At 60.1% G+C, this 15,284-nt stretch carries 11 protein-coding genes; 2 read left to right on the top strand and 9 right to left on the bottom strand.

Going from position 1 to position 15,284, the window contains the following annotated elements; translation table 11 throughout:
- The first annotated feature begins 2 nt into the window (after window positions 1-2).
- Together ACGHUK_RS06405 and ACGHUK_RS06400 are read left to right on the top strand one after the other, a co-directional pair.
- A complete protein-coding gene (locus tag ACGHUK_RS06405) occupies window positions 3-581 on the top strand; it encodes an ANTAR domain-containing response regulator (protein ID WP_390575570.1) in 579 nt (192 codons plus the stop codon).
- Window positions 582-719: 138 nt separating this feature from the next.
- Window positions 720-2,363 (top strand): CTP synthase, encoded by a 1,644-nt coding sequence (locus ACGHUK_RS06400; RefSeq protein WP_390575567.1) that lies wholly within the window; start codon window positions 720-722, stop codon window positions 2,361-2,363.
- Window positions 2,364-2,407: 44 nt separating this feature from the next.
- Here ACGHUK_RS06400 and ACGHUK_RS06395 read toward each other — a convergent pair whose 3' ends face one another.
- The 9 genes from ACGHUK_RS06395 to groL all read right to left on the bottom strand — a co-directional run bounded on the left by ACGHUK_RS06395 (window position 2,408) and on the right by groL (window position 15,272).
- Window positions 2,408-2,626, bottom strand: coding sequence for a diguanylate cyclase domain-containing protein (locus ACGHUK_RS06395; RefSeq protein WP_154255457.1), 219 nt, complete (start codon window positions 2,624-2,626; stop codon window positions 2,408-2,410).
- Window positions 2,627-2,671: 45 nt separating this feature from the next.
- The gene (locus ACGHUK_RS06390) at window positions 2,672-3,916 is read right to left on the bottom strand and encodes a glycerate kinase (protein WP_390575565.1); all 1,245 of its coding nucleotides are present in this window, start codon (window positions 3,914-3,916) and stop codon (window positions 2,672-2,674) included.
- A 103-nt stretch (window positions 3,917-4,019) separates the two neighbouring features.
- A complete protein-coding gene (rnr, locus tag ACGHUK_RS06385; protein WP_349935141.1) occupies window positions 4,020-6,140 on the bottom strand; it encodes a ribonuclease R in 2,121 nt (706 codons plus the stop codon).
- A gap of 166 nt (window positions 6,141-6,306) precedes the next feature.
- The gene (gene secG, locus ACGHUK_RS06380) at window positions 6,307-6,558 is read right to left on the bottom strand and encodes a preprotein translocase subunit SecG (RefSeq protein ID WP_005937305.1); all 252 of its coding nucleotides are present in this window, start codon (window positions 6,556-6,558) and stop codon (window positions 6,307-6,309) included.
- Window positions 6,559-6,660: 102 nt separating this feature from the next.
- The gene (locus ACGHUK_RS06375; RefSeq protein WP_390575562.1) at window positions 6,661-8,256 is read right to left on the bottom strand and encodes a peptidoglycan D,D-transpeptidase FtsI family protein; all 1,596 of its coding nucleotides are present in this window, start codon (window positions 8,254-8,256) and stop codon (window positions 6,661-6,663) included.
- A 129-nt stretch (window positions 8,257-8,385) separates the two neighbouring features.
- Complete coding sequence (locus ACGHUK_RS06370) at window positions 8,386-8,610, bottom strand: tyrosine-type recombinase/integrase (RefSeq protein WP_390575559.1); 225 nt, start codon at window positions 8,608-8,610, stop codon at window positions 8,386-8,388.
- 92 nt (window positions 8,611-8,702) lie between these two features.
- Window positions 8,703-10,853: a hypothetical protein gene (locus ACGHUK_RS06365; RefSeq protein WP_390575557.1), complete on the bottom strand. Its 2,151-nt coding sequence runs from the start codon at window positions 10,851-10,853 to the stop codon at window positions 8,703-8,705.
- A gap of 114 nt (window positions 10,854-10,967) precedes the next feature.
- Entirely contained in the window at window positions 10,968-13,466 is a 2,499-nt protein-coding gene (locus tag ACGHUK_RS06360) for a LuxR C-terminal-related transcriptional regulator (protein WP_390575554.1), read from the bottom strand.
- Window positions 13,467-13,628: 162 nt separating this feature from the next.
- Window positions 13,629-15,272: a chaperonin GroEL gene (gene groL / locus ACGHUK_RS06355; protein WP_223387776.1), complete on the bottom strand. Its 1,644-nt coding sequence runs from the start codon at window positions 15,270-15,272 to the stop codon at window positions 13,629-13,631.
- Between the last annotated feature and the right edge of the window lie 12 nt (window positions 15,273-15,284).

The following is a 15,284-nucleotide window of genomic DNA, read 5'->3' as shown; positions in this document are numbered from 1 at the left end:
AAATGGGACGTGCACTGATCGTAAGTGCCGGTGCAAGCTCCAACGAGTATATCGCTGCACGGCTGACCGAAATGGGCTACAGCCGCCCGGTGATCATTCCCAGCGGGGCCGAAGCCCGGCGGCGCATGACGGAATCGGATTTTGAGCTGATCGTGGTCAACTCTCCCCTGCCCGATGAATTCGGGCATGAGGTGTGCATCAATGCTGTGGAAAAAACAGATGCCGGTGTCGTGTTTCTGGTCAAGGCCGCACAGGCTGAGCAGCTTTTGGGGCCTTTGAGTGAGCAGGGGGTATTGCTGCTGTCAAAGCCCTTCAGCACCGCCTTTTTTGTGCAGGCCATGCGCATGGCGGCGGCGGGCAACCACCGCCTGCTGCGTGCCCGGCAGGAGAACGCCCGCTTACAGGAAAAGATCGCACAGGTGCGGCTGGTCAGCCGGGCAAAATGCTGCCTTGTGGAGCACGAGCACATGACCGAAGCCGAGGCACACCGCTACATAGAAAAACAGGCCATGGATACCCGTCGTGACCGCACAGAAATTGCACAGGAAGTCCTTGAAAATTATGAGGACATGGGTGTATAATATTGGATTGGGAAAAGTATCCTTGCTTTCACCGGCTCATTTTGGGAGAGGCTGAGAGCAAGACCGTTCACCTGAAAGAATTCACAAAGGTTTATAAGGGAAAAAATTCAGAAAAACAAAAATAGAGGAGGAAATTCTATGGCAGAGAAACAAACCAAATTCATCTTTGTCACCGGCGGTGTCGTCTCCGGCCTTGGCAAGGGCATCACAGCCGCATCGCTGGGCCGTCTGCTCAAGTGCCGCGGTCTGAAGGTGGCCAGCCAGAAGCTGGACCCCTATGTGAATGTGGATCCCGGCACCATGAGCCCGCTGCAGCACGGTGAGGTGTTCGTGACCGACGATGGCACTGAGACCGATCTGGATCTGGGCCACTACGAGCGCTTTATCGACGAGAATCTGAACAAATACTCCAACCTGACCACCGGCAAGGTGTACTGGAACGTACTGAACAAGGAACGTCAGGGTGCATATCTGGGCCAGACCGTGCAGATCATTCCCCACATCACCAACGAGATCAAGAGCTACATCTACAATCTGGCCTCTTCCACCGAGGCTGACGTGGTCATTACCGAGATCGGCGGCACGACCGGTGATATTGAAAGCCAGCCCTTCCTCGAGGCCATCCGTCAGGTGGGTCTGGAGCAGGGCCGCGACAACTGCTGCTACATCCATGTGGTGCTGGTGCCTTACATTTCCGGCTCGGACGAGTACAAATCCAAGCCTGCACAGCACTCTGTGAAAGAGCTGCAGGGCATGGGCGTGAACCCGGACATCATCATCCTGCGCGCAGACGGCAGTGTGGGCGGCGATATCCGCCGCAAGATCAGCACTTTCTGCAATGTGAAGCCGGAGTGCGTGATCGAGAACCTGACCATGCCCAGCCTGTACCAGTGCCCGCTAATGCTGCACACCGGTGGTCTGGACGAGGTAGTGGTGCAGAAGCTCAAGCTGGAGGTGCCTCCTGCCGACCTGACCGAGTGGAAGCAGGTGGTCAGCCGCATTGCCACCCGCAGCAAGACCTGCAGCATTGCACTGGTGGGCAAATACGTCAAGCTGCACGACGCTTACCTCTCCGTGATGGAGAGCCTGTACCACGCCGGCTTTGAGAACGACAGTCAGGTGGAGATCCGCTGGGTGGAGAGCGAAGACCTGACCGACCAGGCCGCCTGCAAGGAAGCCTTTGCAGATGTGGACGGCATCATCGTACCCGGCGGCTTTGGCGACCGCGGCATTGAGGGCATGATCCAGGCTGCACAGTATGCCCGCGAGAATCATGTTCCCTACTTTGGCATCTGCCTTGGCATGCAGATCATGGTGATGGAGTTTGCCCGGGGCGTTTTGGGCTACAAGGATGCAAATTCCAGCGAATTCACCCCGGATGGCAAACATAATGTGATCGCGCTGATGGCCGACCAGCAGGGCAACATTCCCAAGGGCGGCACCATGCGTCTGGGTAAATACCCCTGCAAGGTGATGCCCGGCACCAAGATGGCCGAGTGCTACGGCGAGGCCGAGATCTGGGAGCGCCACCGCCACCGCTACGAGTTCAACAACGAGTTCCGTCAGGAGATGCAGGACGCCGGTCTTGTTATTTCCGGCACCAGCCCCGACGGTCGTCTGGTAGAGACTGTAGAGCTGCCCGGCCGTGACTTCCATTTGGGCGCACAGTTCCACCCGGAGTTCAAGAGCCGTCCGAACCGTGCTCACCCGCTGTTCAAGGCATTCATTGCTGCGGCACTCAAGTTCCGCGCCAGCGAGCAGCGCAGCCTGCTGCACATGTAAACCATAAAAATAAGGTGCTGTCTGTGCGGACAGCACCTTATTTTTTACCCATATAATCCATGATCCTGCAAGGCATGGTTCTTTTGCTTGTGCTTATACATTCGCTGGTCAGCCAGACGGGTGATCTTGTCTGTATCCGTGCCTTCTTCCGGGTAGAGGGCAAAGCCGCAGCTGGTGCCGATCGTCAGAAGACTGCCTGCAACATGATAGGGTGCTGCAACAGTCTTACAGATAAACCCGACCTTGCGGCGCTGCAGCTCCATCCGTTCCGCTTCCGCTTTTTGCAGAGAACTCCCGGTGGCTTTGTTCTATCCTTGATTTCCGATCAGCACCACGGCCACATCGTTGACATTCGTGCCGGTCGCGCCGGTGATGATGAGCCCATCCACCGCCTTGAGGGCATGGTAGGCATCATTGTTCTGCAGCACATCGTACACCTTCAGCTGGTTCTGCGCCAGTGCCGCGGCCGTGCTGCCGTCCACATAGCCGCCCGCAGCATCGGTTGGGCCGTCGGTGCCATCGCTGCCCACCGAAAAGACCGCTGCATCCAGCCCGGCGATCACCGGTGCTGCAGCAAGGGCCAGCTCCTGATTGCGCCCGCCCAGACCTGTTCCGGTCAGGTGGACGACCGTCTCACCGCCTGCAAGAAAGGCCAGCTTTTTTCCCTGCCCCGCGTGGGTGCGGGCTATGGAACCAAGGAAGCTGCCAGCCTCCCGCGCTTCACAGCAGAGCCTGTCGGTCAAGATCACCGGCTCATAGCCCAGCTCCCGGCAGGCGTTGGCTGCTGCGCTGCACAGCTCCCGCACGCTGCCGGTGATCTGCGTGGCAACACGGTCCAGCACCTTTGGAGTCTCCTGTGCCAGCAGAGCCTTGGCCTGTGCCGAAAGCTGCAGGTGATATTTTTCCGCAATGGCAAGGGCCTGTGCACAGGTGGAGGTATCCGGCACCGCAGGGCCGCTGGCGATCATATCCAGCGGGTCCCCCAGAATATCACTGAGCACGATGCTGAACACCTGCGCAGGCGCACAGCTCTGTGCAAACCGCCCGCCCTTGACCCCGGACAGGCGCTTGCGAATGGTGTTCATCTCCACGATATCGGCCCCGCTGGCAAGCAGCTGGCCCGTGATCTGCTGCAGCTCTGCGCCGGGGATCAGCGGCTTCTCAAACAGTGCACTGCCGCCGCCGGACAGCAGAAACAGCACTGTATCCTCTGCCGTTAAGCCCTGCACCAGTTCCAGCGCTTTCCGGGTGGCGGCAAAGCCATTCTCATCCGGCACGGGGTGCCCGGCTTCGCAGCAGTCCACGCCGGGGATCGTGCCCTTCACATGGCCGTATTTGGTCACGACCACACCGCCATCCACCCGGCCAAGAAATTTCACTGCAGCATGGGCCATCTGCCATGCTGCCTTACCGGCAGCCACCAGCAGCACCCTGCCGCCCTGCGGCCGGAAATTTTTCAGCGCGCGGCGCACCGCTTCGTCCGGCAGAACAGCGTTCAGGCTGGCACGGATGATGGCATCTGCATCTCTGCGCAGTGTTTCGTTTTTCAGCATGTCGTTCTCCCCTTTTCCATCGCTTCTTGTCCGCGGACAAAAAACACCTGTACAGTCTCTTCCTATGCAGGAAAACGCCGTACAGGTGTTCTGATCTTTTTACTTACTTTGTGCTTGCCGGAGCAACCTCAAAGTCGATCTTGCCCAGGTTCACATCCGCACGCACAATGGTGATCATCATGGTGTCGCCCAGGCTCCAGTTCTTGCCGGAGACGGGGTCGGACAGGCGGATGCCCTCGGTGAGCATGGTGCCGGAGGGGGTCAGGCTGGAAGCCGGCACAAAGCCCTCCACGCCGTTCTCCAACTCGATGAACAGGCCGCGCTGGGTCACGCCGGAAATGCGGCCCTCGTAGCACTCGCCCAAATGGCGGCGGGCATACTCGGCCTTGTAGCAGTCCTCGGCCTTGCGCTCGATCTGCATTGCAATGATTTCGCGCTCACTGGACTGCTTGCTTGCCTTCTCGGCAAAGTCGCTGTAGCGCAGCACCATGGTATCCTTATCCATGCCCTTGAGCTGGGCGGTCATGATGCGATGGATGGCCAGATCCGGGTAACGGCGGATGGGGCTGGTGAAGTGAGCGTAGTCCTTCAGCACCAGACCGTAGTGGCCCTTGGGCTTTTCCTCATACACAGCCTTGGACATGCAGCGCAGCATACCGGTATTGATGATCTGCTCATACGGGCCGCCGCGCACACCTTCCAGAATGGCGCTCAGCTCCTTGGGGGTGGGCACATCCTTGGCAAAGTGATCGTTGATGCCGCAGGCCTGCAGCAGAGTGTGCAGACGCTCCAGCTTTTCAGCATTGGGTTCCTCGTGCACACGGTACACGAAGGGGATCTGCTTCACGCGGGCAAAGTGGGCAGCGCACTGGTTGGCCAGCAGCATGAACTCTTCGATCATAGCTTCGCTCTCGCCGGAGGTGCGCTTTTTCACATCGATGCAGTGGCCGTCCTCGTCGAGGATCAGCTTCACCTCGCCGCTCTCGATATCCATGCAGCCGCGCTCCTTGCGCAGGCGGGCACGGTGGCCGTACAGCTCCTTCATGGCGGGCAGCTGGCTGAGCACTTCATGGTACTTGCCCTTCAGCTCGTCGTCAGCACTGCCGGCCAGCAAGGCGTTGATCTCGGAGTAAACACCCTTGACGCGGCTGCGGATGACCGACTTGACAAAGCGGTAATCGATCAGGTTGCCATCCTTATCCAGATGCATCAGGCAGGAGAAAGCCAGACGCAGCACGCCCTCATTCAGGCTGCAGATGCCGTTGGAAAGCTGCTTGGGCAGCATGGGCACCACCTGATCGGCATAGTAGACGCTGGTTGCGCGGTTAAACGCTTCGTTGTCCAATTCGCTGCCGGGCTTGACATAGTTGGAAACATCTGCAATGTGGACACCCAGCTCAAAGCCGCCCTCCGGGGTCTTGGTCAGGCTGATGGCATCATCGATGTCCTTGGTCTCAGCACTGTCAATGGTGAAGATGGGCAGGGCACGCAGATCCATGCGGCCCTCGGTGTCCTTTTCAGAGACCTCAGCGTTCTCCAGCTTCTTGGCTTCCTCACGAACCTTATCCGGGAAGCGGCTGCGGATATCCTGCGCATAGAGCAGGGCCTTTGCGCAGCGCTTTGCTTCGTCCGAGCTGCCAAACCGCATGGCAACGCCCACGCGGTGATCTTCCTGCCGATTGCCGCGCTGCAGGATCTCCACGGCCACCTTGTCGCCGTCCTTTGCACCGCCCTCGCAGTCACGCATCATCTGCATGGAGATGGCCGGGCAGTCGTCCGGCACGAACTTCAGGCGGCCCTCAATGCGGCGGGCAGTGCCCACCAGATCGTTCTTTTCTTCCAGAATGGCCAGGATCTCGCCTTCATCACTGCCCTCCACACGGGGGTGCTCAAACTTTTCCACAAGCACCATGTCGCCGGGCATGGCACCGCGGGTAAAACGGCCCGGGATAAAGATATCGCTGGTGCCGTCCTCCAGCATGACAAAGGCAAAATTCTTGCCCAGTTTTACCACCTTGCACAGCAGAGCCTTGTCTGCACGGCCGGAGCGCACCGTAAAGAACACGCCCTGACGCTGGCAGATGACCGCCTCGTGCACCAGCTGATCCACAGCCTCCATCACCTTGCGGTCCGAGCCGCGGTCCCCGCCGAATTTGGATTTGAGGTCTTTGACGGTGCACGGCTGATTCTGGATCGCGTGCTCAATTTTATCGCGCATTGCCATAATATTTTTTCTCCTTGCTCTTCCATGGCCGCAGCCTCCAACGTGCCGCAGCGCTGCCAATCGTGGGCCAGCTGCCCCACCCTGCCCAGCGGTCAGACTGCCGCTGACATCCTATCATAACACAGAAAAACAGCCCCGTCCTTTACACGGGGCTGCACGAACCTTGTCAACCTGCCAGACGGCCTGCAAACAGACATGCCAGAATGGCAACCACAAAGAAAACAATGCCTGCAATGCGGGTGGTCTTGGCCAGCATCTGATCAGCCGGGGTCAAACGAGCATTGTTTGCGCCGCCCATACTGCCGTTGATGGCACCGGAAAGGCCCTGACCGTGGGTGTGCTGCATGAGAGTGAGGAAAACGATGACGAGCGAAGCGATCAGCAGGATCACACCGCCAACAATTTCGATAACAGACATGGATTGAAACGCTCCTTTATTTTAATTCAACAAAAACTACGCAGAAATACAAATATATAGTAGCATAACAAGCGCAAAAAAGCAAGCAAAAACCGTGCATTTTTATGCCAGAAGGTCCAGCATTGCGCACAGCCGGGCAAAGATGGCAGCGCTGGAATGTTCCGTGCTCACCTGCCCGTCCTGCAGCACCACAATGGTGTAGCGCGGCTGCTGCGCCGGGTAAAACCCTGCGAACCACAAGTTTTTGCGTTCCGTGCCATCCGGTGTGAACTGCCCGGTCTGCGCGGTACCGGTCTTGCCGCCAGCCCCTTCTTCCAGCCAGGCAGCATCCTGTGCGGTGCCCTCTTCCACCACCTGCTGCAGCATTTTACGCAGGAACGCTGCATTTTCCGCACCCATCACCCGCCTTGACTGCGGATGTGCAAGCGTTTCCAGCGGCGTACCGTCAGTTTCATCCACCGAGCCACACACAAAGAAAGGCGTGCGGTACACCCCGCCGGAAGCAATGGTGTTCATCATGGCGGCGATCTGTACCGGTGATGCCAGCAGACCGCCCTGCCCAAAGCTGAAATTTGCCAGCTGGCCGCTCTGGGCAAGCTCCCCGGCAGACGGCAGCTTTCCGGCATCGGCGTGCAGCGCACCTGCCACCGGCACCTCCTGCCCGAAGCCAAGCTGCCGAGACATCTGCAAAAGCGTCTCTGCCCCCAGCTGCTGCCCCAGCCGGATAAAATAGCCGTTGCAGCTTTTTTCCAGAGCCGCAGTCATGTCCACCGTTCCGTGCGGAACACCGCCTGCGCAGCGGAAGATCTGTCCATCCACCACCACAGCACCGGTGCATTCGTACTCCGGCAGGATGCCCTGCTCCAGCGCTGCCGCAGCCAGCACCGGCTTGAACACTGAACCCACAGCATAGCTTTCCAGTGCGCGGTTCAGGAACGGACTGTCCGGTGCATCCAGACTTGCGGCAAGGTCATCCGGGTCATAGCCCGGTACGCTGACGCTGGCGCGAACCGCAGCAGTGGCCGTGTCCAGAACCAGAATGCAGCCGCTGGCCATGGTGTCTGCGGCCACCGCTTCGGCGGCACGCTGCACCGGGCGGGAGATCGTCAGCTGCACGCCCACCGCACTGCTGTCCTGCCGGGTGAGCTGCGGTGTTTCCCCGGCCCGCAGCCGTCCTTGTGCTGTGACCGCGCACACCAGCGTGTCATGCTTCTTTGTCCCGGCCAGCTGGCTGTCCAGCGCCTTTTCCAGCCCGGCAATGCCGCGGCCTTCTGCATCCAGATAGCCGATCAGATGCTGGCACAGCGGAACTTCTGCGCAGCGCCGTGCCGTTGCAAAGCAGCGTATGCCGCGCCCGGAAAGGTCGCGGTCCACTTCCAGCAGAAACGGTGCGGAGCGGTTGCGGTTCCGGTACAAAAGTGCCTGCCCGGCACTGTCCGTAAATGCATACAGGCGTGTGTAGTTGTTTTCGCCCGGGAAGCAGAGGGCAAGATACCGCGTTTCCAGCCCGGTGAGAAGCAGGCCGCTGTGGTCGTAAAAGCTGCCCCGCCGGGCAGGCAGCGAGAGCCGGACCGTGCTCTGCGCTTCGGCCCGGGCAGCATAGGTATGGTTCTCTGCCAGAAAATACAGGCGGCACAAAACTACCGCAAACCCCAGCAGAACAGCTGCATACAACGCCAATACCCGTTTGCCGGACATCTGCTCACCCCTTTTTGATAGAGTGGACTGCATCTGTGGTTTCTATACAAAAAGAGACGGAGTCTCCGAAGAGATCCCGTCTCCATAAGGTACTTATTGAGTAAGCAATTCCGCTTCATACGTCGAAAATCACAGGTTGCCGGCGATCTGTTCAAAGGCTCTTTCAACCGATTCAAAGCTGCTGTGCGTGTAGACATCCAGCGTCACACTGGCATTGGAGTGCCCCATCAGGTATTGCAGGCTTTTTACATCCAGCCCGGCCTGCTGAACATTGGTGCAGAAGGTGTGTCGCAGCACATGAGGTGTAATGCGCGGAACAGGTTTGCCGTACGCCTTCTCAAACTTTCCCTGCACGCCACGCATGCTGCAATAAACAAACAGCGGCCCCGCAGACCTTTTTCAAAGTCTGCGGGGCCTTGTGCTGTGGGGCTATTTTACCTGCACGGTCATGGTTCGGTCACTGCCCGGTAGCCGCGGATGACGCGCCACTTGGCAACGCCCTTGTCCGGCTTAAAGCTGCCGTCGGCGCGGGCTTTCAGGTAGCCCTGCTCGATGGCCCACTGGGCGGCTTGGGCCAGCTCCGGGTCGGCTACGTCCGCAAAGGCGGGCAGAGTGGCCGGGGCCGGGCGGCCTGCGGTGTTCCAGAGGAGCATTGCCAGCTCGGCGCGGGTATGGGGCACGGCCACCCCTGCAGGCAGGAGCTGGTCAAGGATGAGCTCCGTGCCCACCTGATAGACCACGACGCCCGCCACGCCCACGACTGCGCCGACCGCCAGAAGGGTGCCGAAGCCGTCTCCGCCGTCTGGGCTGCCCTCGCCGCTCTCGGCGGTGCGCCAATGGCCATAGAAGGTCACGTCCCGGTCGAGGTTGCCCACATGGTTCGCGCCCGGGCCCATGTAGTAGGGGCTATCCTCCAAGCGGGTGCCGTCTTCGAGGAACCAGCCCTCAAAGAGGCGGGCTTCCTTCTCGCTGCTGGTGATCGCACCGGGGAACTGCATTCCTCCATTCACCGGTTCGTCCCCCGGATGGACGACCCAGTAGACCTTAAAGTCCGTGGGGGCCTGCTCCGGCTGGGCGATCTTCGCCTTCTTACTCTCGTTCATTTTGCCTTCCACCAGATCAAGGCCGTGAGACATGATCAGGCGTCCCAGTTCGAGGGCATAATAATCCTGTTCCTCCGATGCATCCGTTTCCGCCGTGATGACGGTGCCTGCGCCGGAAACTTCCATCTCGTCTGCTGCCACGATGGCCGAGCCGCCGGCTTTCACATCCAGCGTGCTGTTTGCCACGGTGAGCTTGCCGCACCGAATGCCAAACTGGAAGAAGTTGCCTTCCGAGTTCGTGCCTGCAATGGTCACGGTGCTGTTTCGGATGGTGATGTCCTCGTCAGAGCGGCCTGCCCGGATTGCGTCATCACCAACATCCTCATTGATATTGCCCGTAAAGGTGAGGGTTGCGTTATCCAGCGTCAGCGGGCCTTCCGTAAGGATTCCATCGGCGTTGGAAAGGGTGGCTGTGCCGGTAATGGTCAGCTCTTCCGCCAATTGGGAATCGATGCAGCTGGAAACGTCTCCCTCCGCATCCTCGCCCAGCGTGAGGTCGGACTGTTTCAGCGTCAGGGTGTGGGCAGCCGGGTCATAGGACACGGTGCCGTTGCCCAGCACGTCGTTCTGGTTGGTTTCCGTTACCTGCGTGCCTGCTACCCAGAGGTCGTAGGTTTCGCTTTCCTGCTGGTCCGGGTCCACATCCGTCAGTTCCAGATAGGCGTGGTTTGTCTCTTTGACTTCAAAAAAGCTGTCAAGTTTTTCCTGCACGTTGGTGTCGATTTCCGTATAGTTTTCATCATCGCCAGTGCGATACCAGAACCTGCTTACGTCCTTTCCGATGCCCAGCCTACTCAGGCCGAAGTCCATACCGATAGTCGTCACATTCAGGAGCAGGTGGCCGCCGTTGTAGGTCAGATGACCCTGTTCCCCGATGTACTGCTGCGCATGGATCACCAGCTCGCTGCCATGGTTCATGGTAGTGAAATTGGCGATGCCGTATTCTGCATTTGTGATCTTCACCTTGCCATCGATCTGAACGCTTCCCCAGCCGATGCCCGTCTGGAAACCCTTCAGCGTGATTCTAGTATCGGAAGCAATCGTCGTTTTATCGTTTGTAGCGCCTAAAATTCCTTTCGACTGGTTTCCCGCATCGGTATTGGAGAGATCGTATTCTCCCCTTACTATTTCCTTTGCTCCATCAAAGCCGTTGCTTTTCGTTCTGCCCGTTACTTTGCCGTTTGCCACCAGCCTCAGATTTTCTTCACTGAGGGCTTTGACCAGCGAGTAATTCTCCGAGTCCAAAGTTGTGTCCAGCGTCACGTCTCCGTGAAAGGTCAAAAGGCCATGGTCATAGGATACCTCACCCTGAATGTACGGCACCCTCTCATTATCATCGACCCGTCCGACATACTTCGGATACAGAAACACACTTGTCACCCTGCAAGCTGCTCCGATCGTCGGGCTGCCCGCCAGTGCCAGCGGGGCCGCAAGGTTCAGCGCGAGGGCTGCGGAAAGCACCCCGGCGAGGAATTTCTTCCATCTTCGTTTCATTGCAAAAGCCTCCCTTTTTTCTACCAATTTTGTTGCAGGAAAAAAGCTCCACGGTTCACTTTTAGGATACCGTGGAGCTTTGGTTTTTGCTATTAACCCAGGGTTAGTTTTTGGTTAATTCCGGGGGGCGTTTTTCTGGTACCACTCGGCCAGGCGGGCGCGGCGGGTGCGGGGGTCGCCGCCCATATCCAGCTTTGCATACAGCTGGTTGATGTACTGCTTCACCGTGCCTTCGGAGAGGTAGAGGGCGGCGGCGATCTCCTTGTTGGTGCACCGCCCGGCCACCAGACGGGCCAGCTCCCGGTCGCGGTCGGTCAGGGGCAGCTCCGGCGCGGGGGCGGGCAGGCCCAGCCGGGCGGCAAAGGCCCGGCCTGCGGGCAGGATGCGGGCCACGAAAGGCCCCAGACGGGGCTCGCAGGCGGCCCAGTCCTCCCCTTCCAGCAGGGGGGCCAGAGCGGGATACTGCTCCACAAAGAGCACCCAGAAATCGTCCTGCACAGCGTCCAGCAAAGCCGCTGCCAGCGCGGCCCGGGCCTCGGCCCGCTGGCCGAAGCGCAGCTGCGCCGCCGCCAGCTGGATGCGGGCCTGCAGGCCCACCAGACCGTAGTGCATGGCCTCGCACCGGCGCAGCAGACCCTCGCTGTGGGCAATCACCTTCACGTACTCCCCCTGCGCCAGCCAGATCTGCTGCTCGATGAGGGACATCATGGGGCGGCAGGGCCCAAAGAAGCTCACCTCGGCCAGCTTGTGCTCCCGGAACAGCTCCGGGGCCTGCTCCGGCCTGCCCTGCAAAGCGTAGAAATAAGCGGCGATGCTCTCCAGCAGATGCACCTGCACCCCGTCGTGCTTTTGCAGCAGGGCGGCGCGCTTGGCGGCAAAATCGTACCCCTCTTTCCCCTTGCCGCACAGGGCCAGCCGCAGGGCCAAAAAGTCGTAGCAGAGGGTCATGTTCTCCTGCCCGGCGGCGTCGGCCCGGGCCCGCTCCAGCAGCACAGCGGCTTTCTCCCACGCCCCCTGCAGGTAGGCGGCCTCCGCGTCCATCAAAAGCTCGGCCCCCTGGCCGTGGCCGTTGGTGATTTTATAGTAATGGGGCATACACTCGTACATTTCGGCCAGTTCTTTGCCCAGCTCCCCGGGGGCGCGGTAGTACATCATCAGCACCGAGGGGGAGCCGAAGGTCCAGCTGCCGCTGTTGCGCAGGGTGACGGCAGGGCGGCTCATCTGGCGGCTGGCGCTGCGGTGGAGGCGGCTCATCTGGGTGATGTCGTTGTAGAACAAGAAGCTCTGGATGAGGTCGCACTCCCCCAGCAGGTTGCCCCGCTCGGTGGCGGGCCACTCGGGGTGTTGGGCCACGGCGGCTTCCAGCAGGGCTTTCAGCTCCATCATTTTGGGGATCTGCTGCCAGGTGAACATCCGGCGCATCAGCACCAGAATGGCCAGCGGGTGGCGCTGCAGCGCTTCCACCGGGCAGCGGTCCAGCCGCTGCAGCAGCTCGGCGGGGCTGAGGGAGGCAAGCAGATCCCCCGCGTCCGCCTCGATGACGGCAAGGGCTGCATCGCGGTCGCCGCAGTGCTCAAAGGCCTGCAAAGCGTGGAGGTACTGGGCTTTTTGGGCATACCATCGGCCATACCGCTGCCAGACCTCCGTTTGCCGGGCGGCGGGCAGCTGGGCAAAGAGCCGCTCGGCGCACTCTTTCATCATGTGGTGGAAGCGGAAGCTCACCCCGTCCGGCAGGCGGGTGACAAAGGCGTTTTGCTGGGTGAGGGCCCGCAGCACCTCCTCCGCGTCGGGCAGGGCGGTGACAGCCCGGGCCATCTCCACCGTGAACTCATCGGCCAGCCCCATCACAGCGAGGAAGCCCCGGGTCTTCTCGGGCAGGGACTCCAGCATAGCGGCGGTGAACATGGCGTAGATGTCCGACCCCGGCTGCAGCAGGCTCCCCCGCTCGGCCAGGGCATGGAGGTTCAGGTAGACGGCGGAGAACCACCCCTCGCAGGAGCGCAGCAGGCTCTCGGCCTGGGCGGCGGTGATCTCCACGCCGCAGCGGTGGGTGTAGGCCAGCAGCTCCTCCCGGTTCAGGCGGAGGCCGTCGGCCTCGATGTGGTGGAGTCGCCGCCCCAGCCGCACCACCTGCTCCCCGGGCAGAAAGCGGTTGCGGCTGGCCACGATAAGGTGGACGTTCTCGGGCAGGCGGTAGGCCAGCCGACACAAAAACTGCGCCACCCGCTCGTCCTCCAGCAGATGGAAATCGTCCAGAAAAAGATAGTAGGGCGTTTTGCCACCCAGCGCGGCACACAGGTCCTCCAGCAGCAAAGCCGCGCCGCTGGCGTCGGCGGGGCAGTCGTAGCCCTCCAGCACCGTCAGCCCGGCGGCGGCAAAGGCCTTCTGCACGCTTTTCCAGAAGATGGAGCGGTTATCCGAGTAGATGCTGGCTTGCAGCACCACGGCCCCCGCCTTGGCCTGCTCTGCCAAGAACCAGCGCACCGCCGTCGTTTTACCGTAGCCCATGGGGGCCACCACCGCCGTGAGCGCACAGGACGCTATGGGCCGCAGCGTCTCCCGCATTCGGTCCGAGATGTAGATGATGTTCAGGTTCTGCCTGTTTCTGGCCATGCGCGTTCCCCTTTTCCTTATGCTAAGGCTATTGTAGCACATTTGCGGCGAAGAGAAAAGTGCGGCAGGGATGCAAAAAAGCAGGCAGAGCCTTCGCCTTTGCGAAAAGTTCTGCCTGCGTTCTTTTTATAAATTGGGATTCTTGGGAGCGGCGGTTTTGGCTTAGTACATGCCGCCCATACCGCCCATGTCACCGCCTGCAGCAGCGGGTGCAGCAGGGGGTTCCGGCAGATCAGCGACCAAGCTTTCGGTGGTCAGCACCATCTCAGCGACGGAGGCTGCGTTCTCCAGAGCGGAACGGGTGACCTTGGTGGGGTCAACGATGCCAGCAGCGATCATATCGTCCACAAAGACCTCGTTCTGAGCATCAAAGCCGTAGTTGGGCTTGTTGGCAGAGATGATCTTGTCGATGATGACACTGCCTTCCAGACCGGCATTCTTAGCGATCTGGCGCAGAGGAGCTTCCAGAGCCTTCAGAACGATCTTGGCACCGGTGCGCTCGTCGCCTTCCAGCGTGTCGCACAGCTCACGCACAGCGGGGATCGCATTGATAGGAGCAGTGCCGCCGCCGGCAACAACACCTTCCTGAACAGCAGCCTTGGTTGCGTTCAGAGCATCCTCGATGCGCAGCTTCTTGTCCTTCATCTCAACTTCGGTAGCAGCGCCGACCTTGATGACGGCCACGCCGCCAGCCAGCTTTGCCAGACGCTCCTGCAGCTTTTCACGGTCGAAATCGCTGGTAGCGGCCTCGATCTGGCTGCGGATCTGAGCGATGCGGGCTGCGATGGCATCCTTATCGCCTGCACCGCCAACGATGGTGGTGTTCTCCTTGGAGACCTTCACCTGACGGGCATGGCCCAGCATCTGGACGGTAGCATCCTTCAGCTCATAGCCCAGATCGGAGGAGACCACGGTGCCGCCGGTCAGGGTTGCGATATCCTGCAGCATTTCCTTACGGCGGTCGCCAAAGCCGGGAGCCTTGACAGCGCAGACGTTCAGGGTGCCGCGCAGGCGGTTGACGATCAGAGTGGACAGAGCCTCGCCCTCAATGTCCTCAGCCACGATCAGCAGTTTCAGACCGTTCTGCATCACCTGCTCCAGCAGAGGGACCAGATCCTGAATCACGCTGATCTTCTTATCGGTGATCAGGATAGCGGCGTTGTCCAGATCAGCCACCATCTTGTCGGTATCGGTGACCATATACGGGGTGAGGTAGCCGCGGTCGAACTGCATGCCTTCCACGATCTCGTTGTAGGTCTCAGCGGTGGTCTTGTTCTCCTCAATGGTGATAACACCATCGGAGGTGACCTTCTCCATAGCCTCGGCGATCAGACGGCCGATCTCGGGGTCGCCTGCAGAAATAGTGCCGACGCGGGCGATATCGTTGCTGTCCTTCACCTTCTGGCTGTGAGCCTTGATGGTCTCAACAGCCTTGGCAACAGCCTTGCTCATGCCGCGGCGGATATCCATGGGGTTTGCACCGGCGGTGACATTCTTCATGCCCTCGGTGACCATGGCCTGTGCCAGAACGGTTGCGGTGGTGGTGCCATCGCCTGCTGCGTCGTTGGTCTTGGTAGCGACTTCACGCACCAGCTGTGCGCCCATGTTCTCGAACTCGTCCTTCAGCTCGATCTCCTTGGCAATGGTCACGCCATCGTTGGTGATGACCGGTGCACCGAACTTTTTGCCCAGCACCACATTGCGGCCCTTGGGGCCCAGGGTGATCTTAACGGTGTTTGCCAGGGTATCGATACCGGCACACAGTGCCTTGCGGGCATCCTCGCCCTGCTTGATCTGCTTAGCCATAATCAAATCGCT

The sequence above is a fragment of the Faecalibacterium sp. i25-0019-C1 genome (assembly GCF_042854225.1).
Classification (GTDB): domain Bacteria; phylum Bacillota; class Clostridia; order Oscillospirales; family Ruminococcaceae; genus Faecalibacterium; species Faecalibacterium taiwanense.
Note: the sequence above shows the minus strand (reverse complement) of the source record. Positions and strands in the feature narration are given on the sequence as shown.